The organism is Acinetobacter brisouii CIP 110357 (assembly GCF_000488275.1).
GTDB lineage: Bacteria > Pseudomonadota > Gammaproteobacteria > Pseudomonadales > Moraxellaceae > Acinetobacter > Acinetobacter brisouii.
On record NZ_KI530762.1, the window covers coordinates 851,462 to 872,807 of the forward strand.

The window sequence follows — 21,346 nt, forward strand, 5'->3', positions numbered from 1 at the left end:
TTTCTTTTAAGATTCTTCAGATTGAATCAGTGATTCGGGTTTTTCAATAATTCGAGTCACTAAAAGCTGATCAATCTTGAAGTGGTCAACATCGACAACTTCAAACTTATAGCCTCCAAATTCCACACTATCAGCAGGTCGAGGGATTTTTCGGAGTTGGTACATCATAAAACCTGCAAGTGTTTCATAATGCTCTTCATCAGGCATGTCATCGATACCCAGCGCATGTTTTATATCCTCAATAGGAGTGCCGCCATCGATTAACCATGAATGATTGTCGCGTTTGATAATCTGCTGCTCTTCCTCAATGGGGGTCACCCAGTCACCCATGACTGTAATCATGATATCTGAAAGGGTAATTACGCCAACCACAAGCGCATACTCATTAATCACCGCAGCAAATTTTTCTTTGCTGGCACGAAAACGGTCTAATACTTCCGAGAGACTTAAGCTATCAGGAATGGTCAAAACAGTACGAATGGTGGATTCATTGAGCTGGTTGATGGATTGATTATTGAGAATTCGAACCAGAATATCTTTAGCATCAACATAACCAATGACTTGATCAATCGTATCATTACAGACCAAAAATTTTGAAAAAGGGTATTCTGCCAGTTTTTGACGAATACTGTTTTCAGGTTCATTTAAAGTAAAAAAGATGACATTCTCGCGAGTGGTCATGCTTGAATGTACATTACGCTCTTCAAGTTCAAAAACATTTTCAATAAAGTGATGTTCCTGCTTTTGCAAGACACCCGCTTGAGCGCCTGCATCCATGACAGCAGAAATATCATCAAAAGTAATGTTATCTTCACGGGTCGTGTTGACCTTAAAGAGGCGAAACAGCAAATTGGCAATTGCATTAATCACCCATGCTAATGGTTTACAGACCTTAATAAACACCTGAATTGGATTAATGACAGCAATCGAGATTTTTTCGGGTGCAATCATTGCCAGACGTTTTGGCATAAGATCAGCAAATAAAATAAAGAGTGAGGTGACTAAGGTAAAGGATAGAGCAAAACTAATCGTTTCTGCCCATTCTCCTGTATAAAAACGGGTGACCAGATTAAGGAAATAGGGACGAAAAGCGCCTTCACCTAAAATACCGCCTAAAATTGCAACAGCATTTAAACCGATTTGAGAAGCGGCAAAGAAATCAGCGGAATTTTCTTGTAAATCCAAAACTTGTTGTGCGCGTTCATCACCAGCTTCAGCCAAAATTTTCAGTTTAACTTTGCGTGCGGCTGCGAGAGCAATTTCGGTTAAAGCAAGGAAACCTGCACCAGCAATTAGGATGATGATGATGATGATGTTCTGAAACAGACTCACATTGCACCTGTCATTATAGATTATTCATTATCAAATATTTTTTAACACAAAAATAGAAGAGGTGATACTGGAATATCACCTAATCATAATAAATCGTTGAATAAGGGAATAAACAGCGATTAATACTGTGAAAATTGTGAATTGTTCATCAGGAATTCACGATTTTCTTCTTCGATCATTTGGCGAGCAACATAAAGAATCAGTTGGCGTAACCAGCGATGAGCAGGGTGATGATGCAATAAAGGACACCATGCCATTTTTAATTCGATTTCTGGAATATAAAATGGAGGGTCTTTAATCACCAGCTCCTGACTTTTTGCTTGTAAGCGCGCAATGCGGCTTGGCAGCGTTGCAATCAGGTCAACATTTCTAGCGAGCAAGGCTGGCATTTGATAATGGCGTGTAAAGACGGAAATTTTACGCTTTTGACCAATACGTTCTAAAGCTTGATCAATCCAGCCTAAACCTGCCTGTTTGTCAGGGTTGACACCAAAACCAATGCCCATACCTGTCTTGGAAACCCAGATGTGATGTGCATCAAGATAGTTTTTCAAGTTAAGGTTGTTGGCATTTGGGTGTTTTGGATTGACTAAACAAGAAAAGCTATCGCGCCAAACCAAGACCTGATGGAAACTTTGAGGGATTTCGTTGAAGCGATTAATTGCCAGATCGACCTTGCCTTGTTCCATATCGCGGTAAGACACATCACTTGGCGTCAGGAAATCAAGGACGACATTTGGCGCTTCAGAACGCAGTGCTTTGACTAGACGAGGGACTAAAGTCGCTTCAGCGTAGTCAGACGTCATAATACGAAAGACACGATTACTCGTATATGGTCGAAATTCAGTACGTGGCTCTAAAATCATGGAAAGATCAGAAAGCACATCTCGAATACGAGGTTGTAGCTCCAAAGCGCGCTCTGTGGGGGTCATACCTTCAGATGAGCGAATGAGCAACGGATCATTAAAAAGAGTTCTTAATCTGCGTAAAATATTACTCATAGCGGGCTGGGTAACGCCAAGTTGCTCAGCAGCACGAGTTACATTTTTCTCACGTAAAAGTACGTCGAGATAGATTAATAGATTAAGGTCAACCCGCTCCAAATTCATAGAACAAATACCGAATATAACAGTATGAAATTAGTTGCAAATTATGCCATAAGCAAAAGCTTTTGTGTGAAAATATCCAAAAAAACGCTGAATCTTTATAATTGCCAAAAGATTTAGTTTTGTTTGATTTTTAATCTTTCTCATAATGTGCATAAAAAAGAGTTTTTACTTAAAAAAACAGCAACAAAAAGCCTTAAGACACAGGTTGAATCTATTCGTCAAAGCCACCATACTTTAGTCGAATGATTAAAAAGATTAAAAAATCGTCATTTTTTATAAAAAGTAGTCTAAATAAACTCTTTTTATTTCAATAACTTGATAATAATCATCACGATTATAATACGACTTTGATCTATGTATTTTTTTAATAAATAGTGGGGATTAGTCAAGGATATTGGATTTAATTTTTTTTACGTTCTAATCTGTGTTCATCAGGCGGAAATGATCAAAAACCAAACAATCCAGTAAAGCGGGGTTTGATCATGATGCGTTATGAAAATCCTAAAATTAAAAGGAACCAATCATGACTACATACCAAACAGCGATTGATGCAATTCGTGAATTGAAGGCAAAATTCGGTAACACTTGGGCAGATATCAGCCCAGAAGATGCAGCACGTATGCAACTGCAAAACCGTTTCAAAACAGGTTTGGATATTGCTAAATATACAGCTGCAATTATGCGTCGTGATATGGCTGAATACGATGCCGATTCTAGCAAATACACTCAATCATTAGGTTGCTGGCATGGTTTTATTGCACAACAAAAAATGATTGCTAACAAAAAATACTTCGGTACAACTAGCAAACGTTATATCTACCTTTCTGGTTGGATGGTTGCTGCACTTCGCTCAGAGTTTGGTCCACTTCCTGACCAATCTATGCACGAAAAAACTTCAGTTCCAGCACTTATCGAAGAAATCTACACTTTCTTACGTCAAGCTGACGCGAAAGAATTAAATGATTTGTTCCGTGCTTTGAACAAAGCAAAAGAAGCTGGTGATGCTGCTAAAGTTGCAGAAATTACTGCTCAAATCGACGGTTTCCAAACTCACGTTGTGCCAATTATTGCTGACATCGATGCTGGTTTCGGTAACGAAGAAGCAACTTACTTGCTTGCTAAGAAAATGATCGAAGCTGGTGCTTGTGCGCTTCAAATTGAAAACCAAGTATCTGATGCGAAACAATGTGGTCACCAAGCTGGTAAAGTAACTGTTCCACACGAAGACTTTATCTCTAAGATCCATGCACTTCGTTATGCATTCTTGGAAATGGGTGTTGATGAAGGTGTTATCGTTGCGCGTACTGACTCTGAAGGCGCTGACTTGACTCAAAAAATCCCAGTGGTTAAAGAGCCAGGCGACATCGCTTCTCAATACATCGCTTACTTAGACACTCAAGAAATTGATATCTCTGAAGCAACTGACGACGAAATCCTAATTAAACGTGATGGTAAGTTACACCGTCCTAAACGTTTGGCTTCTGGTTTGTACCAATTCCGTGAAGGCACTCAAATTGACCGTGTAGTACTTGACTGTATTACTAGCTTGCAAAACGGTGCTGATCTTCTTTGGATCGAAACTGCGACTCCAAACGTAGAAGAAATTGCACACATGGTTAACCGTGTTAAAGAAGTTGTTCCAAATGCGAAACTTGTTTATAACAACTCTCCATCGTTCAACTGGACTTTAAACTTCCGTCAACAAGCTTACGACCGTTTTGTAGCTGAAGGTAAAGACGTATCTGCATACGACCGTGCTAAATTAATGAGCGCTGACTATGACAATACTGAATTGGCTGCTGCTGCTGACGAGAAAATCCGTACATTCCAAGCAGATGCTTCTCGTGAAGCAGGTGTGTTCCATCACTTGATCACACTTCCGACTTACCACACTGCTGCTCTTTCTACTCATGAGCTTGCACAAGGTTACTTCGGTTCTGAAGGTATGTTGGCTTATGTTGCTGGCGTACAACGTAAAGAAATCCGCGGTACTATCGCATGTGTTAAACACCAAGCAATGGCTGGTTCAGACATCGGTGATGACCACAAAGAAATCTTCTCTGGCGACAACGCGCTTAAAGCAGGCGATGACGCTAAGAACACAATGAACCAATTCTCAGCTCACTAAGCGCTGAAAATAAAAAAACCCTGCATTAGCAGGGTTTTTTTATTTTGGTTTAAATGATTTGAGCAGTTTGATTTTATATTGTGCTATTCATAAGGTCGTTTGATTTATCTCTATGTTGTAAAGGAGCATGAAGAGAGTGTTAATCAAAGCAATTTTGTTCCTATAAAACCGAATTAAGTCCAGTTTATTTATTTTTTATAAAACTCCACCGATAGATTGGCATGCTTCTTTATATAATTTGTATTGCTGGCTAATGACGTCATCTAAAGGGATATTGAATATTTTGTCACCGTTTTTATAATGCTGAATATAATCGGTTGCTTTTTGTTTGGTTGAGTTTAACGTTTGCTCATGAAAGCTATTAATTGGGCTCATGCTATTATCTGCATAATTGTGACAACTAAAATGAGAAAGCAGGAGCTCAGAGCGCTTGACTTCATTGGAACTAGTAAATAAACATCCAGATAAGTACAAAGAAATTAGCGGTATTAATAAAAGTTTCATGGTGAAGAGGTGATTTTAGGGCTGCAATATTCTAAGCATAATTAGATAACCGAATTATATGACATATTTCTTAAATCCCATTTTTTTTGTTTAAATAAAGTAACAAAAAGTAATTTAAAATATAATATTGTTAATAAATAATTAATTTATTTTAAAAATGAGAACTTGTTCCTGTTTTTATAAAATTTGAGATTATGAGCGTTTATTGAAATAAAAGGCACAAGAGAATTAAGATCTTTTGTGCCCATTTAAAATTATGCTTAATTAAAACGTGATAAATCTTCTTCAGGGCGAGCAGTTAAAATTTCTGCACCTGTTGGTGTGACCAAAATGGTATGTTCATATTGAGCAGATAATTTATGGTCTTTGGTGACGACTGTCCATTTGTCGCCTAAAGTTTTGGTTTGCCAAACACCCGCATTGACCATAGGTTCAATGGTAAACGTCATACCAGCTTCCAAGCGCATGCCTGTGTTTTTTGTGCCGTAGTGCAATACTTGTGGTTCATCATGAAACACTGTGCCAATGCCATGTCCACAATATTCACGTACAACACTAAAACGCTCAGATTCAACATATTTTTGAATGACAGCACCCACATCACCAATATAGGCACCAGGTTTTACTGCTTCAATACCACGATACATTGCTTCTTGTGCAACATGACATAAACGATTCGCTAAAATAGATGTTTCACCACCCACGATGTACATCATATTGGTATCGCCATGATAACCATCTTTAATGACAGTCACGTCAATATTTAGAATATCGCCTTTCTTGAGAATTTTATCTGCTGACGGAATACCGTGACACACCACGTGATTCACAGAGGTACAGATAGTATGTTGAAAAGCAGGGCGACCAGGTGCCGCGCCGTATCCTAAACATGCTGGAATTGCATTTTGAACATTTACAATATAATCATGACAAATGGTATCTAATTCTAGAGTGCTTACCCCAGGTTGGATATGCGGTTTGATCATATCCAAAACTTCAGCCGCCAGTCGTCCCGCCACACGCATTTTTTCAATTTCATCAGGTGTTTTAATCAGGCGGCTTGGAGCTTCGTAAGTACTGTTCATGATCTCTAAAAACTTTTGGAAATTTATGTGTGACTATGGTATAAATAGCCGCCCATTTTATCAAATGCTTTTTCGTGAATAAATTTCACGGGCTTTGTTGGATGGGGCAACAAAATCCGCACATATATCGACACATTTCTCTGGGTGCCTTTCGAGGTGGAGAATGCGGATATATGGAGGCCTAACCCAAACTTTAAGGTAAAGAAAATGGCAGATTACAACGTAAGCATGCGCGACCTTCTTCAAGCTGGCGCGCACTTTGGTCACCAAACTCGTTTCTGGAACCCAAAGATGCGTCAATACATCTTTGGTGCGCGTAACAAAATTCACATCATCAACCTTGAACATACAGTTCCTGCGTTAAATGATGCTTTGAACTTTGTTAACAATCTTGCTAGCAAAAAGAACAAAGTATTGTTCGTTGGTACTAAACGTGCTGCATCTAACATCATCCGTGAACAAGCACAACGTGCTGGTCAACCATACGTTGATCACCGTTGGTTAGGTGGTATGTTGACGAACTGGAAAACTCTTCGTCAATCAATTAACCGTTTGAAAGACCTTCAAACTCAATCTCAAGACGGTACTTTTGCAAAGCTTACTAAACGTGAAGCTTTAGAGCGTACTCGTGAGATGGAAAAACTTGAACGTGCTTTAGGCGGCGTTAAAAACATGGGTGGTTTACCTGACGCATTATTCGTAATCGACGTTGATCACGAATCAATCGCGATTAAAGAAGCTAAAAACCTTGGTATTCCTGTAATTGGTATCGTTGATACAAACTCTAACCCAGACAACGTAGATTACGTTATTCCTGGTAATGACGATGCAATCCGTGCGGTTACACTTTATGCTGCTTCTATGGCTGATGCGATCATTGCTGGTAAAGAGTACGCTCAATCACAAGCAAACGCTCAAGCTAAAGTTGAAGAAGCTGCTAAAGAAGCTCCAGAGGCTTAATGCGTTTTGACGCAGGCTTGTCATTTTTGCGACATGTAATCGTGGCAAATTAAGCGTCAAGAAAGCAGAACGGTCCAGAGAACACTTTGGGCCGTTTTTGTTAAAAAAAGATTGATTATTTTCTACCTTATTTAGGAGATTAACATGACTGCAATTACTGCAAGCATGGTTAAAGAATTACGTGACCGTACTGGTCTTGCGATGATGGAATGTAAAAAAGCTTTGACTGAAGCGAATGGTGATATCGAGTTAGCGATTGATAACCTACGTAAATCAGGTCAAGCAAAAGCTGCTAAAAAAGCAGGTAACATTGCAGCTGACGGTGCGATCACAATTGCTCAAGAAGGCAATAAAGCAATTCTTTTAGAAGTAAACTGTCAAACTGACTTTGTTGCTAAAGACGAAAACTTTGCAAACTTCTCTAAAAATGTTGCTGTTGCTGCTCTTGCTGCTGGCGAAACTGATGCTGCGAAAATTGCAGAACTTAAACTTGAAGATGGTGCAACTGTTGAAGAAGCACGTATTGCGCTTGTTCAAAAAATTGGCGAAAACATTCAGGTTCGTCGTGCTGCAATCGTTGAAGGTGAAAACCTTGCAGTTTACAAACACGGTTTAAAAATCGGTGTTGTTGTATCTTACACAGGTGATGCTGACACTGGTAAAGGTGTTGCAATGCACGTTGCTGCGTTCAACCCAGTTGCAGTAACTGCGGAAGCTGTTCCTGCTGAGCTTGTTGCTAAAGAGAAAGAAATCGCTGAAGCAAAAGCAATCGAATCTGGTAAACCAGCTAACATCGTTGAGAAAATGGTGACTGGTTCAGTTGAAAAATACTTGAATGAAGTTGTACTTGAGCGTCAAATGTACGTTATCGACAACGACAAAAAAGTTGCTGAAGTTTTGAAAGCGACTGGTACTGTTATTGCTCAATTTACTCGCTTTGAAGTGGGTGAAGGTATTGAGAAAAAAGCTGAACTTTCTTTCGCTGAAGAAGTTGCTGCTGCTCAAGCTGCTGCTAAATAATTTTAGCGCTGCAAAAAAGCTCCTTCGGGAGCTTTTTTTATGCCTGTATTAAGCCGTAAAAAATGTATGTTAAAGCATAATTTCTAGATGAAGTGGCATAAATTTCAGCAATTCAGATATGGAAAAAACAATTAAAAAAATGCAATTAAAAGGCATAAAAAATCAATGCTATTTATTTGTGCTTAAAATCGCATATTTCGATGATTTAAAAAATTGAGCTAGGGTTGTAGGTCGGAAGGGTTTTTAGGTGTAAAAAACGCAAAGGAGAGCGAAATAACAGATATGCAAATGAGGGATTGGACATAAATCGCCTGATAGCTGCAAAAAAACTCGATTTTGCCCATAAAAAAAGCCACATAATTGTGGCTTTGGAATGTCAAAAACAGTGAGGAGATATTTTTTAAGAATTTGGGCCGTCTACACGCTCAATGCTCACTCGTGCTGTACCAGAATTCGTTACACCAATCTGTTTTGCAGCAGCATAAGATAAATCAAGAACTCGGTTGCCGTGGAACGGGCCACGATCATTCACTTTAACCACGACACTACGGCCGTTATCTTTGTTGGTTACACGGATATAGCAGTTGAGTGGCAGGCTGCGGTGAGCAGCAGTCATTGCATTCATATCGAAAGTATCGCCATTGGCAGTTTTACGACCATGAAATTGGCGACCATACCAAGACGCAATACCTGTTTGGCTGAATTTGCGTACGGTGTTTGAAGCAACATTGTTTAAACGATCAATCACAGAAGGCTCATCTTCTGGCACTTCAACTTTTGCAGCTAAAGTTTGGCGGCGGATTTTATCTCCAGAACGCTCAGTAATTGAAAGACCATTTAGGTTTGAGTGATAAATTGCTTTTGTAGAATCTTTATTGATTACGCGGGCTGCAAGGCTAGAGCTGTCATTGTCATTGTTTAACGACGATGACTGCACCATGTCAGCATGCGTTTGCGTCAGCGATACGCAAAATGTAATAGCGAGCAGTGATTTCACTGGAAAGCGCATAAATATTATCTCCTTAAGTTAAGGCATCGTTATCTTCAAGTAATTACTTGAAAATCAACACAACCTGCCTAAAACTTGATGTGTTCAACTGTATTTGACGCTAGGGATAATATTCATGTGACCAGTAGAGTGTCTAGTGTTGGGTGGCGAAAAATTACAAAAACAGTGAAAATACTACATCATGCGGTTAAAAAATAACCAAAATTGTAACATTTAATTAAAATTAATCAAATTTGAGGCATTTCTAACAAGAAAACACTTGACAATTTTAATTTGTATTATTTTTTTGTTATCTATTCATGATTTCTGTACCCAATTGCCATACCGCTGTTGCATACATTCGGCTTTTGTTATAGGTCGTAATAACCTGAAAATTTGGATAGGTAATGTAATAGATTTCAGCATTATAATCTTGCAATTGGATGACATTAACGAGTTCCAGATCATCGATTTTTATGACCGGATTGAGTGGTGCAATATTTTGTTGTTTTAATGCACCGTAAGGGGTGGGATGATTTAAATCTTTGGCAATCACGGTATCTGGTGTGCTGCCTGTATAACGTGCTTGAAAGCCGATAGGCTGGTCACGTTGCCAACCTTGCTGAGCAAGATAATTGGCGATTGAGCCAATGGCGTCAGCAGGTGAGTTGCGCAGGTCAATATGCCCGTTACCATCGTAATCTACGCCATACTTGCCAATGTTACTTGGCATAAACTGTGGATAGCCAATCGCACCAGCGTAAGAGCCTGTAATGCTGGTAATTGGATAGCCTTCTTTATATGTCCATGCGATCAGGGAACCAAGTTCGTTGGCAAAGTAATCGGCACGACGTGGGTAGCCAAAAGCAAGGGTAGCTAAAGCATCACGTGTGATGATCGTACCTTTGTTATTGCCAAAACCTGTTTCCACACCCAAAATTCCCAAAATAACAGCTTTAGGTACACCAAACTGTTGTTCGGCACGGTTGAGAACATCTGCGTATTGATCACGAAAGCGTACTCCACGTTGAATCGTGCTTTCGGTCATGAACATTTCCCGATAGGCATACCATGGTTTGCTTTCGCCAGGATTTTCCATGATTTTCAAGATATTCGGGCGATTTTGTGCGCCTAACATGGCGCGATCGATTTGCTCGGCACTTAAGCCATATTGCTGCATGGTTTTAAGCTTGAAATTTTCATAATTTGGATTGTTAATAAAATCATTTGCCTGACAAAATGAAGTAGAAAATGCTGCTGTAGTTACAATTGCAAGAAACTGACAAATTTTATGTAATTTTTGTTGCCACATAATGTGAATCCGAGTTAACGATGAGTATGAATCGACATGACAATGCCAAAAGCTGTCATTAAAGTAATAATTGCGGTGCCGCCATAACTCATAAACGGTAAAGGCACGCCCACTACAGGTAAAATACCACTGACCATGCCTGCATTTACAAAGACATATATAAAAAACGACAATCCATAAGCACCTGCAAGTAAACGACCATAATTGTGGAAGCATTGCATACCAATTTGGAATGTGCGGCAGATAATGGCAAAGTACAAGAAAACCAAAATGATCACGCCAATTAAGCCAAATTCTTCTGAATATGCGGCAATAATAAAATCGGTGTGACCTTCAGGTAAAAAGTGCAAATGTGATTGGGTGCCTTGCAGGAAACCTTTACCAGAAAAACCACCAGAACCAATCGCGGTTTTGGACTGAATAATGTTCCAGCCTGTGCCGAGCGCATCAGCCTCTGGGTTGAGCAAGGTCAGCACGCGTTGACGTTGATAGTCATGCAATAAAAATTCCCATGCAACAGGAATAAATACCCCAGCCCCTGCGAATGCAGCAGCAATAATTTTCCAAGATAAGCCACTAAGGAATAAAACAAAAACGCCACTACCCAAAACCAAGAGTGAGGTACCTAAGTCGGGCTGTTCAGCAATCAGTACAAAAGGAATGACAATCAATACCAAGGTCCCAATGACTGTTTTTAGCTTGGGAGGTAATGCTTGACGGGTCAGAAACCATGCTGCCATCATCGGCATGCCCAGCTTCATGAATTCACTGGGTTGCACACTGCCAATGCCAGGAATATTAATCCAGCGCTGCGCACCCATACGGACTTCACCGACGACTTTAACTGCAGCCAGACAAAGCACACCAAATAAGTAAAAATAGGGCGAAAAAGACTGAAACACCTTTGGCGGAATCTGTGCAATGCTGAGCATCACTAGAAAACCTAAACCAAAACTCAAGGCTTGCTTGCTGACCATACTAACATCTTGTGCAGAAGCACTATATAAAACAGTGAGTCCAAGCAGGGCATTTAGAATGAGAAATGAGCATAACCAAGGGTCGATATGTAACCTTTGCCAGCGTGAAGGCTGCATAGCTGTACTTAAGCCATCACGGGGTGCTTGACGTAAAAATTTGTACTGTGGACTTGGTGCCATAATTGATTGAAAACGAGTAATAAGCAGCAAGTGCGAATGCTAACATATTGGACTTTTTAGGCAATCTCTTTGCACATTTAGCAATAAAAAAACCTAGCCTAAGCTAGGTTTTCGATAGCTGAAAGTTGGGCTTAGTGGAAAAATAAGCCATTATGATATTCAGCGAGTGCTTTTAGCTCATGTCTGTTTAAATGCGGGATAATTTTATCAATCGCAATATGCACAGCTTTAATCACCGCAGCACAGCCCAAGTCTGAGGCTTTGCGTTTAATCATGCCTAAATCGAGGGTGTGATTAAAGTCATGCATATAATGACGTACTGTTGCTTCGGCAAACATTTTGTAGCTTTCTGCCAGAGCATGCAGGTTCACTTTCTCTCCAGCTTGGATTTGTGCAAACTGATGTTTGAGTGTGGTTACTAAACTATCATCAAGCGACTGACCTAAACGCCATTGACCTTCAGGGTCTTTAAACATGCTTTTTTCAGAGAAAGTAATGGACTGACGAACAACCTCATTCGGTGCTTTACTGAGTAGCTGTTTAGACAATAAAAAGTGCACACTGGATTTGACAAAACTTGCCAGTTTTTCAGTTGCCTCACGTTTATCTGTTTCAGGGAAATGGTGAATCAGATTTGTGACAATTGCATCAATAATTTCGTCATTGACCTGTAATGCAATTTCATCACGCAATGGATACAGTGGCTCTTTCGAGTTTTTTTGCGCGATAGCGGTTTGAATCTTGTTCAATAAACTTTCAGATGGAATAAAACCAAAAAAAGCCATGGTTACACCTCAAAATTCAAATGGTTGTTTATTGTCTGGCAAGGCGGACAGGTGTTTGTGGTAACCATGCTTCAGTGGAAACACGGCATGGGTTGATATCTAGCCCACCGCGACGGGTATATGCAGCATAGACCATAAGTTGCCCAGGCTTTAGGGTTTTCCAGATATCTGCATAAATTTGCTCGACACATTGTTCATGAAAACCATTGTGCTGGCGATAAGAAATAATATAAGCCAATAAACTTGCTGGACAAACTTTTTCACCGCGATAACGAATGAAAATCGTACCCCAGTCAGGTTGACCTGTTACAGGGCAGTTACTGCGCAACAAATTGGAATAATATTGTTCTTCAACCATGCGCCCTGAGCCTGCATGCTGTAACAAACTGGCATCGGGTTGTTCAGATAAACGCTGAGGTGAAAGCTGATCCAGACATTGACCTTCAGGTTGTGATACTGCCAGATTATTTGCATCGATCAGTGTCAGTTGCACAGGTGCTTCGGCGGCTTTTGACAAATCCTGCTCGACAGTTGCAATCAGTTGTTGTGTAGAATCAAAACGCATGAAGTTCAAACTATTAAAGTAGAGTTTGAGCGACTTTGATTCAATCAGGTTGGGCGATGTTGCAGGCAGGCGTAATCGTCCAATCGCAACTTGAGGAATTCCTTGTGCATTTAGCCAAGACAGTTCAAACACATGCCACCAGTCACAGCCTTGCTGAATTCCTGCGACATCGGCATAACTCTCGCGAGAGAGACTTCGAGAAATTGGAAATAAAATCTCAGGTTGATAAGTTGTCGGGTAATTGGTGTCTTTACCCAATAAAGATTTTTCTACACTCATTCACGAATTCCTGAACCGCGTGCTAATAAATAGTAGGCAACAGCATAAAAAGCCAGACAGAACCCGCTGATTGCAGCAAGTGAGATACTGACATTGACATCACTATGCCCCAAAATGCCATAACGGAAAGCATTGACCATATAGACAATCGGGTTGATTAATGAAAGCGTTTGCCAAAATGGACTTAATGCGCTAATTGCATAGAATACACCACCTAAATACGTCAGTGGAGTCAGTACAAAGGTTGGAACAATCGAAATATCATCAAATGAACGGGCGTAAATTGCATTAATGAAGCCTGCGATCGAAAACAGCAAGCTGGTCACTACAACGGTATAAATTGTAATAAATAAGTTGTGAATGTGCAGGTCAGTGAAAAACAGGCTGACGACAGTGACAATCAAACCGACTAAAACGCCACGACACACACCACCAATCACATAACCCCACAGAACTAAATAAAGTGGCACAGGGCTCATGATGAGTTCTTCAATACTTTTTTGGAATTTGGCACTAAAGAAACTTGAGCAGACATTGGCATAACTGTTGGTAATCACGGCCATCATGATCAGACCTGGGACAATGAACTGCATATAGGTGAAACCACCCATATGTCCAATTCGTGAGCCGACCAGATTACCAAAAATCACAAAATACAGACTCATAGTGATGGCAGGTGGCAGTAGGGTCTGTGCCCAAATGCGCATAAAGCGGCGAATCTCTTTACGAACCAGTGTCCATAAGGCAACTTGTAACTGTGTAAAGTTCATGCAGAAGCCTCCTGTAAATTTTTCTCGACCATTTTGACAAATAACTCTTCAAGACGGTTGGTTTTGTTACGCATGCTGCGTACCTGAATGCCTAAATTTTCAAATAATTGAAAAATTTCATTTAGAGCATGCGATTTATCCATTGTGACTTCTAGGGTCAGGCTATCAACCAAATGAAAACGAATCCCAATAAAGTTCAGCTCGATAGGCTCAATTGGTGCTGCCAAATCAAAAATGAAAGTTTCTTCGTTGAGCTGGCTCAAGAATGCTTTCATGCTAGTATCTTCTTTAATCACACCATGATCGATGATCGCAATGCGGCGACACAGCATTTCGGCTTCTTCCAGATAATGTGTGGTCAAAATAATCGATGTGCCTTTTTCATTCATTTCAGTGAGAAAATCCCACATTGAGCGACGTAGTTCGATATCAACCCCAGCGGTTGGTTCATCGAGAATAAGTAGCTTTGGTTCATGCATCATGGCACGGGCAATCATTAAGCGACGTTTCATCCCACCTGACAGCATGCGGCCTTGCAAATTTCGTTTTTCCCAAAGTCCGAGCTTTTCTAAATAATGTTCGGCACGTTGTTCGGCGATTTTTTTAGGAATACCGTAATAACCTGCTTGAGTGACTAAAATATCAAAGGTTTTCTCAAACTGACCAAAGTTAAATTCCTGTGGAACGACACCTAAGCACTGTTTGGCTTTTGATGCTTCAGTGTCGAGGTTATGTCCAAAAATTTCGACTTGTCCCGAGGTTTTACGGGTTAGCGAGCTAATAATGCTAATAGTTGTCGACTTTCCAGCACCATTTGGCCCAAGAAGTGCGTAAAACTCACCTTCAGGTACAGTTAAATTGATGCCTTTTAAGGCTTGGAAGCCATTTTTATAGGTTTTCGATAACTCTTTCAGCATTAATGCATCAGTCATGAATTTCTCGCGTATTAATAGACGTGTATATTGTGAGCGATCTAGTCGGATAAACCAAGTAATCTAAATGGAATTCTTCGTTGCATAGATAAAACTGTTTAAAGGATAGACAGTAAGTCAAGTAGAAAATCATTCTTTGCTTTACCTTATGATTTTTTTTGTTATGATGGGCGACTTAAAAGCGCTCATAGCTCAACTGGATAGAGTACAGGTCTCCGAAGCCTGTGGCGTGGGTTCGAGTCCCGCTGAGCGCACCATCTTCTTGTTTATACCTTCCTTGTTTTGTTCAACTTTCTTATTTTTTCGCGAATAATTTTCTATCTGAATACAGGATTTGCATTTATTTTTCACAAAAACCATTTTTTGATAATAAATTTTTCATAAATTGTGTAATAAATTAGTAAATTTTGATAAAAATTTTTCCCATGACTCGTGTATAAATATCAATATCATCCAAATTGCCCATAAATTGGGAATTCTAAGGATCTGTTGAGTTTTTTAGTTTTAGCCATCATTCCGCGCAAGCCTCAATGACAGGGCATTTTTGCCGTAACTTGGTGATATTCTATTCATTTAGAAAAACTGAGCTCTGCAAAACATACTTTGTATCAGCTTAAAACACCACAGTTGCAAGTATCTGTGCAATATCAACAGACCCTAGTATGATATATCGGTAGCTTTACTGATCAAGTACTCTATAGGTGAGTATTCTTTCGCCAGAATGAATCCCGAGATGATTCATTTCAAGCACAATTTCATTGGAAACAATAACATGCCTGACTATCGTTCAAAAACATCGACACATGGAAGAAATATGGCTGGCGCACGCGGTTTATGGCGTGCAACAGGAATGAAAGATGAAGATTTTGGAAAACCGATTATTGCCGTGGTCAACTCTTTCACCCAATTTGTGCCAGGTCATGTGCATCTGAAAGACCTTGGTCAACTGGTTGCTGAGCAAATTCAGGCAGCAGGTGGCGTGGCTAAAGAGTTCAACACCATTGCGGTTGATGACGGTATTGCGATGGGTCATGATGGAATGCTGTATTCATTGCCATCACGCGACCTGATTGCTGATTCAGTAGAATATATGGTCAATGCTCATTGTGCCGATGCGATGGTTTGTATTTCAAACTGCGACAAAATTACCCCAGGAATGTTGATGGCATCAATGCGTTTGAACATTCCAGTTGTATTTGTGTCTGGTGGGCCAATGGAAGCGGGTAAAGTCAAATTCCGTGGCAACGAAAAAGCCATTGACCTTGTCGATGCCATGATTGTTGCCGCTGACGATAGCTATACCGACGAAGAAGTACAAGCATTTGAACGTTCTGCATGTCCAACATGTGGTTCATGCTCAGGTATGTTTACCGCCAACTCAATGAACTGTTTGACTGAAGCTTTAGGTTTGTCTTTACCTGGTAATGGTTCAATTGTTGCAACACATGCAAACCGTAAAAAACTGTTTGAACGTGCAGGAAAATTGATTGTTGAATTGGCAAAACGCCACTATGAACAAGATGACTACAGCATTTTACCTCGCTCAATTGCAACCAAGGCAGCATTTGAAAATGCCATGACTTTGGATATTGCCATGGGTGGTTCAACCAATACAGTATTGCACTTATTGGCTGCTGCAAATGAAGCAGAAGTTGATTTCACCATGGATGATATTGACCGTTTGTCTCGTAAAGTGCCTGTACTTTGTAAAGTTGCACCAGCGAAACAAGATGTTCATATGGAAGACGTACACCGTGCAGGTGGCATCATGTCGATTTTAGGTGAGCTTGATCGTGCTGGGTTGTTGACAACATCGGTAAGTACCGTACATGAACCAACTCTAAAAGATGCATTGGACAAGTGGGACATTATCCGCACTGAAAACCCAGAAGTTTACGAATTCTATCGTTCATCACCAGGTGGCGTGCCAACTCAGGTGGCATTCTCACAAAACCGTTATTATGCAACTTTAGATGGCAACCGTGAAACAGGTGTGATTCGTAATCTGGAACATGCGTTCTCTAAAGATGGCGGTTTGGCAGTTCTTTATGGCAACATTGCACAGGACGGCTGTATTGTAAAAACAGCGGGTGTAGATGAATCCATCTTGAAATTTACAGGTACAGCACGCGTATTTGAAAGTCAGGATTCTGCTGTAGAAGCGATTTTGGGTGGCAATATTAAAGCGGGTGATGTGGTTGTTATTCGCTATGAAGGTCCACGCGGTGGTCCAGGTATGCAAGAAATGTTGTATCCAACCAGCTACTTGAAATCGAAAGGCTTGGGTAAAGACTGTGCCTTGATTACCGATGGTCGTTTCTCTGGCGGTTCTTCAGGTCTATCGATTGGTCATGTTTCACCAGAAGCTGCTGAAGGTGGTGCAATTGGTTTGGTTGAAGATGGTGATACCATTCAGATCGATATTCCAAATCGTACTATTCATCTTGATGTTGATGATGCAACTTTGGCACATCGTCATACTGCACAAGAAGCAAAAGGCTGGCATCCAAAAGAAGAGCGTAAACGTAAAGTGTCTAAAGCACTTAAAGTTTATGCTCAGCATACAACCAGTGCTGCAAAAGGCGCCGTTCGCGTTCTATAATTTGTAAGTAAAGCAAAAACTTCTTAATGAAGTCATGCCAGTTAGTCTATCGATTAACTGGCATTTTTTTATTCAAGATGAACGTAATCGTGACGTTAAACGTCATTGGTTGAGGAAAAATACTGTGAAAAAGCACAGTTTTTATCATTTAAATTAAGTGTGGTGAAGGTTTTTACTCAGGATTTTGAAAATAAATGATAATAGTGTTTTTGGGTTTTGATTTATATCTAAAGTGCTTTTGGTAATCAGTATTATTTCATGAAAGATTTTTTAATGGTCTGTTGCTCATTTTGAGGTTTTTGATACAAGAAAATACCATTTCTTCCTGAATTTTTGACTTTATATAAAGCCTGATCTGCTTTACGTAACCAGTCAGCGGTTGAGTAAGCATCTTTCACTGAAGCAATCCCGATGCTGATGCTGACACGACATAAGTCATGATTGGTGAGTCGCAAAGCTGTGATTTTTTCTAAAATTTGTTGAGCCAATTCGAGCACATCATCTTCTCTATAATTGATCGAAATGATTGCAAGTTCATCTCCTCCAAAACGGGCAGGGGTGTCCGATGTTTGTAAGGTTTGCCGTAATATATTGGAAATTTCAAGTAAAATATAATCGCCAATTTCATGCCCGTAGTTGTCATTAATTTGTTTAAAATGATCAACATCCAGTAGCATTAAATAGGCGGAAGATTGTTCACGCTGGGTTTGAACAAAAGTACTGGCAAGACGTTGTTCAAACAGTCGTCGATTGGGGATATGCAAGCGAGGGTCCATCATTGCGATGCGTTCAAATTCACGATTGCGCTTGCTCAAACGCACAGATAAATGTCTGGAGACGACACTTAGACTCACCATATAAATAGTTGCCAACGGTAGGCTGAGCCATACTGTTCGTTGGCTAAACTCAAGATGTATATGATAACCGAGTAAACTCCACGTCACAAAAAAAGCAAGAAAGAGGACGATTAAAGCCCATCTTAAAAGTTTCCAACCACCAGCAGCATAACGGTCAGCAACCAGTACCGAAAAAATTAGCAAGGAGGGAACTGGGCTAATACCCATAATCGCAATCCAGACACCTCCAAGAGCGCTATCGATAATTAAACAATTGTTTTCTGCTTTGACAGGATCATAGGCCTGCATGCTAAACAGGCAAGCAACAGTTGGCCAGACAAAAGCATTGACTGCCAGCAAAGCGAAATAAAAGAGATGGTAATGCATGTCCCACATCACAGAAGCAATGGCCACAAAGCACAGACTTGTACCGAGTTGGCGCATTATAAAAATACGCCAGACAAATCTTTGACTGCGAGCTTTTAATGCGGCTTCATCAGGAATGATATAAGACATAATCAATGCCTAAGAATGATTATTATTGGATTAATCTAGCAAATTTTAATCGGTTATAGCGAAAGAAAAGTAAATTTATAAACAGAAAATCCTATAATTGTTTGATTTTCTATACGTTTGTAAAGCTTATTAATTTTACCAGTCAGTGTATGATGAGTATATGCGAGATCAGAGTATTGATATATATAAAGGATTACTGATTTTTTTGGTGGTCTTTGGGCATTTTTTAGAACGGTTTTTAGGCTGGCAAGATGCTCTGGCCAAAATTTTTTTACAAAACATTTATCTACTACACATGCCAGCCTTTGTGTTTATTTCGGGCTATTTGTTTAAAGATCAGAAAATTTCCCAAAAACTGCAATATTTCTTGTCGTTGATGATTCCGTTTCAACTGTTTTATGTCCTGCTTGATGCTTATTATACGGGGCAGTTCAGTAGTAAATGGCTGTGGCAGCCATATTGGTTGTTGTGGTATCTGTGGGCAATGCTGGCTTGGGTTATTTTGACGCATTGGCTGAAACAAACAGCATATCCTGTTGTGTTGAGTCTGCTGTTGGCATTGCTGATCGGTTTATCTCCAATCAATAACTATTTATTCTCGATCGGGCGGATCTTTAACTTCTTGCCATTTTTTATGTTGGGGCATATTTATGGTAAGGCGTGGCTGGATATTTTACGCCGTTTGCCATTTACTTACCTTATTGCGATAATCATCATCGTGGGATTACTAGGGTTAACGCAGTTGTATCCGCTTAAATCTTACTGGTTATATGGCAGTCTAAGTTATACGCAAATGCATATTGCGCCGTTACAGGGCATGCTGATACGCAGTCAATATTTAATCATGTCATGCTGTGCAGTGTTTGCTTGGGCGATGCTCGCAGGAAAACTCCCCAAATTTTTATCTCAGCTTGGGCAGGCATCATTACCTATTTATTTGTGGCATGGGTTAATTGTGCTGTGGTTGAGTCATTTATGGCATTTTGCCGTGACACCACCTATTCAGCTACTCATTGCATTTTGCGCTAGTATTTTGACTTGCTGGGTTTGTATGCTGCCCATTTTTCAGCGCAGCATACAAATGTTATCCAACGGTTTTTTATGGTTATTTACCAAGATTACCCCGAAAAAAACAGAAATTTAAAAACCTGATTTTTCAAGTGCAGTTCGCAAATAAGGGTCAAGTTCATCTTGTTTGAGTAGCCAGTTGGCATAGTCTGATGGTAAGTCTTTGATCGTCGTACCTTTGTGTTTGCCAAAAGTAATCATTTTAGGAATACGGGCATCTTCAGAAGCAACATAAAGTTCCTCAACTGTTTGGATGCCAAGACTGGCAATAATATGCATCAAAATATTGGCAGTTAAAATAATATCGGCATCGGCACGGTGCGCGCCTTTAAGCAGTTCACGGGCTTTTTCACTACCACGACTGATTTGGTAAATGAGCGCAGAAATGTTGTGTGCTTCTGCATCTGCCCAGACTTGGCGTGCCAGTGCTAGCGTGCAAATCGGTTTTAAATGCGATACATCGATGCCACAACGGGCAATGGCTTGTATGTCATAATCGATATTGTGCCCAATAATATAGGTCGTTTCCTGAGGGAGCTGAAAAGTCGTGTAGCTTGGCTGATCGGCAATATCTGATTCTAAAATATGATGTACCGCCATAGCCGCATAAGAAATGGGCTCGCCAACCGAATACAATTGATCGAAAATCTTGCTTTTATCTAAGCTGAGTTTACCTTGCTGGATTTCAATCGGTGCATAAGCAATTTCAATCGGTAAGCCGTTGAGCGTATGGGTTTCAGTATCAAGAATAATAGTATGCATAGCCGTCACAGGAGTTTTTTGTGCAATGTAACATTGCTTGAGAGTAACTACAAATTAGTGTGATGGTCGTTGCTGTAACAGCATTTCTAGGTCTTGCTGTAAAGCTTCACTTGAGATCAGCGCTTTATAGGTATACACGGGAATACCATCTTCATAATCCATGGCTTTAAAGCTTTGTGTACCATCCCGATATTCAAAAATGGCAAGTGGCATTTTGTCCTGATCCAGAATAAAAAAGCGCTGCTGTTTAATTGAAACTTCATAATTGAAAAAAGTCTGTTTCAATAAACGTAAAAAAGCTGCCTGATGTGTTGAGAGCTGATTGAGATCACGAATGCGGTCACTGTCAGAGCGATGCTGACTTTTAGAATATAGGCGCTGTACGTGACTGCGCTGAGGAGGTTGGTTTTGAATGGCTGGTTGTTGTGGTGCAGATTGTTTTTGTCCACGAATATAATAGCCTAAGCAAAAACCTATAATAAAACAAATCAATATCAACATTTTAAAATTATTTTAAAAATCTAAAGTTTGTTATGTTCTAAAATTCTGCAACCGAATTCAAGCGATTTAAAATCAAGGCTTAAATTGAGCGATTTTTATTGCAAGCTGAGTAAACTTCATGCCGAAAAACCTGAA

At 40.0% G+C, this 21,346-nt stretch carries 19 protein-coding genes and 1 tRNA gene; 6 read left to right on the forward strand and 14 right to left on the reverse strand.

Translation table 11 applies throughout. From position 1 onward, the window contains the following. Nucleotides 1–6 precede the first annotated feature (6 nt). Together P255_RS03950 and P255_RS03955 are read right to left on the reverse strand one after the other, a co-directional pair. On the reverse strand, nt 7–1,332 hold the full coding sequence (locus tag P255_RS03950) for a polyamine export protein PaeA (RefSeq protein ID WP_004903779.1): 1,326 nt from the start codon (nt 1,330–1,332) through the stop codon (nt 7–9). 119 nt (nt 1,333–1,451) lie between these two features. Next, the gene (locus tag P255_RS03955) at nt 1,452–2,441 is read right to left on the reverse strand and encodes a LysR family transcriptional regulator (RefSeq protein WP_004903780.1); all 990 of its coding nucleotides are present in this window, start codon (nt 2,439–2,441) and stop codon (nt 1,452–1,454) included. 523 nt (nt 2,442–2,964) lie between these two features. Between P255_RS03955 and P255_RS03960 the strand changes: the two genes are divergently transcribed. Beyond that, complete coding sequence (locus tag P255_RS03960; protein WP_004903781.1) at nt 2,965–4,569, forward strand: isocitrate lyase; 1,605 nt, start codon at nt 2,965–2,967, stop codon at nt 4,567–4,569. A 195-nt stretch (nt 4,570–4,764) separates the two neighbouring features. On the opposite strand, the gene P255_RS15725 is transcribed toward P255_RS03960, so the two are convergent. After that, complete coding sequence (locus tag P255_RS15725; protein ID WP_370664276.1) at nt 4,765–4,944, reverse strand: hypothetical protein; 180 nt, start codon at nt 4,942–4,944, stop codon at nt 4,765–4,767. 389 nt (nt 4,945–5,333) lie between these two features. Beyond that, nucleotides 5,334–6,158 carry a type I methionyl aminopeptidase gene (gene map / locus P255_RS03970; protein WP_004903784.1) on the reverse strand — a complete coding sequence of 275 codons (825 nt, stop codon included), beginning with the start codon at nt 6,156–6,158 and terminating at the stop codon, nt 5,334–5,336. Between the two features lie 207 nt (nt 6,159–6,365). On the opposite strand from map, the gene rpsB reads away from it, so the two are divergent. Further along, nucleotides 6,366–7,118 (forward strand): 30S ribosomal protein S2, encoded by a 753-nt coding sequence (rpsB, locus tag P255_RS03975; RefSeq protein ID WP_004753293.1) that lies wholly within the window; start codon nt 6,366–6,368, stop codon nt 7,116–7,118. A 144-nt stretch (nt 7,119–7,262) separates the two neighbouring features. Beyond that, nucleotides 7,263–8,138: a translation elongation factor Ts gene (gene tsf / locus P255_RS03980; protein ID WP_004903785.1), complete on the forward strand. Its 876-nt coding sequence runs from the start codon at nt 7,263–7,265 to the stop codon at nt 8,136–8,138. A 400-nt stretch (nt 8,139–8,538) separates the two neighbouring features. On the opposite strand, the gene P255_RS03985 is transcribed toward tsf, so the two are convergent. The 7 genes from P255_RS03985 to P255_RS04015 all read right to left on the reverse strand — a co-directional run bounded on the left by P255_RS03985 (nt 8,539) and on the right by P255_RS04015 (nt 14,926). Next, nucleotides 8,539–9,147 carry a septal ring lytic transglycosylase RlpA family protein gene (locus P255_RS03985; RefSeq protein WP_004903788.1) on the reverse strand — a complete coding sequence of 203 codons (609 nt, stop codon included), beginning with the start codon at nt 9,145–9,147 and terminating at the stop codon, nt 8,539–8,541. Between the two features lie 289 nt (nt 9,148–9,436). Further along, nucleotides 9,437–10,438, reverse strand: a complete 1,002-nt coding sequence (gene mltB, locus P255_RS03990; protein WP_004903789.1) for a lytic murein transglycosylase B — start codon at nt 10,436–10,438, stop codon at nt 9,437–9,439. A 14-nt stretch (nt 10,439–10,452) separates the two neighbouring features. Next, the gene (gene rodA, locus P255_RS03995; RefSeq protein ID WP_004903792.1) at nt 10,453–11,595 is read right to left on the reverse strand and encodes a rod shape-determining protein RodA; all 1,143 of its coding nucleotides are present in this window, start codon (nt 11,593–11,595) and stop codon (nt 10,453–10,455) included. Nucleotides 11,596–11,726: 131 nt separating this feature from the next. Next, nucleotides 11,727–12,380 carry a hypothetical protein gene (locus P255_RS04000; RefSeq protein WP_004903794.1) on the reverse strand — a complete coding sequence of 218 codons (654 nt, stop codon included), beginning with the start codon at nt 12,378–12,380 and terminating at the stop codon, nt 11,727–11,729. 28 nt (nt 12,381–12,408) lie between these two features. Next, entirely contained in the window at nt 12,409–13,224 is an 816-nt protein-coding gene (gene queF, locus P255_RS04005; RefSeq protein ID WP_004903795.1) for an NADPH-dependent 7-cyano-7-deazaguanine reductase QueF, read from the reverse strand. Beyond that, nucleotides 13,221–13,994: an ABC transporter permease gene (locus tag P255_RS04010; protein WP_004903796.1), complete on the reverse strand. Its 774-nt coding sequence runs from the start codon at nt 13,992–13,994 to the stop codon at nt 13,221–13,223. Before P255_RS04010 ends, queF begins: the two co-directional genes overlap by 4 nt. Continuing rightward, entirely contained in the window at nt 13,991–14,926 is a 936-nt protein-coding gene (locus P255_RS04015; protein ID WP_004903797.1) for an ABC transporter ATP-binding protein, read from the reverse strand. Before P255_RS04015 ends, P255_RS04010 begins: the two co-directional genes overlap by 4 nt. A gap of 181 nt (nt 14,927–15,107) precedes the next feature. On the opposite strand from P255_RS04015, the gene P255_RS04020 reads away from it, so the two are divergent. Then, nucleotides 15,108–15,183 (forward strand) — tRNA-Arg (locus P255_RS04020). A gap of 515 nt (nt 15,184–15,698) precedes the next feature. After that, nucleotides 15,699–17,528: a dihydroxy-acid dehydratase gene (gene ilvD, locus P255_RS04025; RefSeq protein WP_004903798.1), complete on the forward strand. Its 1,830-nt coding sequence runs from the start codon at nt 15,699–15,701 to the stop codon at nt 17,526–17,528. A 251-nt stretch (nt 17,529–17,779) separates the two neighbouring features. Here ilvD and P255_RS04030 read toward each other — a convergent pair whose 3' ends face one another. Beyond that, nucleotides 17,780–18,880: a diguanylate cyclase gene (locus tag P255_RS04030; protein WP_004903799.1), complete on the reverse strand. Its 1,101-nt coding sequence runs from the start codon at nt 18,878–18,880 to the stop codon at nt 17,780–17,782. 160 nt (nt 18,881–19,040) lie between these two features. Between P255_RS04030 and P255_RS04035 the strand changes: the two genes are divergently transcribed. Beyond that, complete coding sequence (locus P255_RS04035; protein ID WP_004903801.1) at nt 19,041–20,024, forward strand: acyltransferase family protein; 984 nt, start codon at nt 19,041–19,043, stop codon at nt 20,022–20,024. On the opposite strand, the gene P255_RS04040 is transcribed toward P255_RS04035, so the two are convergent. Then, nucleotides 20,021–20,710 (reverse strand): hypothetical protein, encoded by a 690-nt coding sequence (locus P255_RS04040; RefSeq protein WP_004903802.1) that lies wholly within the window; start codon nt 20,708–20,710, stop codon nt 20,021–20,023. The genes P255_RS04035 and P255_RS04040 overlap by 4 nt on opposite strands. Before the next feature lie 54 nt (nt 20,711–20,764). Continuing rightward, nucleotides 20,765–21,211 (reverse strand): hypothetical protein, encoded by a 447-nt coding sequence (locus P255_RS04045; protein ID WP_004903804.1) that lies wholly within the window; start codon nt 21,209–21,211, stop codon nt 20,765–20,767. Nucleotides 21,212–21,346 lie beyond the last annotated feature (135 nt).

Excerpts from the sequence above, each read along its gene's own strand:
- P255_RS03955 (WP_004903780.1), bottom strand. The coding sequence starts at position 2,441 with ATGAATTTGGAGCGGGTTGACCTTAATCTATTAATCTATCTCGACGTA.
- P255_RS03960 (WP_004903781.1), top strand. The coding sequence starts at position 2,965 with ATGACTACATACCAAACAGCGATTGATGCAATTCGTGAATTGAAGGCA.
- P255_RS15725 (WP_370664276.1), bottom strand. The coding sequence starts at position 4,944 with ATGAGCCCAATTAATAGCTTTCATGAGCAAACGTTAAACTCAACCAAA.
- map (WP_004903784.1), bottom strand. The coding sequence starts at position 6,158 with ATGAACAGTACTTACGAAGCTCCAAGCCGCCTGATTAAAACACCTGAT.
- rpsB (WP_004753293.1), top strand. The coding sequence starts at position 6,366 with ATGGCAGATTACAACGTAAGCATGCGCGACCTTCTTCAAGCTGGCGCG.
- tsf (WP_004903785.1), top strand. The coding sequence starts at position 7,263 with ATGACTGCAATTACTGCAAGCATGGTTAAAGAATTACGTGACCGTACT.
- P255_RS03985 (WP_004903788.1), bottom strand. The coding sequence starts at position 9,147 with ATGCGCTTTCCAGTGAAATCACTGCTCGCTATTACATTTTGCGTATCG.
- mltB (WP_004903789.1), bottom strand. The coding sequence starts at position 10,438 with ATGTGGCAACAAAAATTACATAAAATTTGTCAGTTTCTTGCAATTGTA.
- rodA (WP_004903792.1), bottom strand. The coding sequence starts at position 11,595 with ATGGCACCAAGTCCACAGTACAAATTTTTACGTCAAGCACCCCGTGAT.
- P255_RS04000 (WP_004903794.1), bottom strand. The coding sequence starts at position 12,380 with ATGGCTTTTTTTGGTTTTATTCCATCTGAAAGTTTATTGAACAAGATT.
- queF (WP_004903795.1), bottom strand. The coding sequence starts at position 13,224 with ATGAGTGTAGAAAAATCTTTATTGGGTAAAGACACCAATTACCCGACA.
- P255_RS04010 (WP_004903796.1), bottom strand. The coding sequence starts at position 13,994 with ATGAACTTTACACAGTTACAAGTTGCCTTATGGACACTGGTTCGTAAA.
- P255_RS04015 (WP_004903797.1), bottom strand. The coding sequence starts at position 14,926 with ATGACTGATGCATTAATGCTGAAAGAGTTATCGAAAACCTATAAAAAT.
- ilvD (WP_004903798.1), top strand. The coding sequence starts at position 15,699 with ATGCCTGACTATCGTTCAAAAACATCGACACATGGAAGAAATATGGCT.
- P255_RS04030 (WP_004903799.1), bottom strand. The coding sequence starts at position 18,880 with ATGTCTTATATCATTCCTGATGAAGCCGCATTAAAAGCTCGCAGTCAA.
- P255_RS04035 (WP_004903801.1), top strand. The coding sequence starts at position 19,041 with ATGCGAGATCAGAGTATTGATATATATAAAGGATTACTGATTTTTTTG.
- P255_RS04040 (WP_004903802.1), bottom strand. The coding sequence starts at position 20,710 with ATGCATACTATTATTCTTGATACTGAAACCCATACGCTCAACGGCTTA.
- P255_RS04045 (WP_004903804.1), bottom strand. The coding sequence starts at position 21,211 with ATGTTGATATTGATTTGTTTTATTATAGGTTTTTGCTTAGGCTATTAT.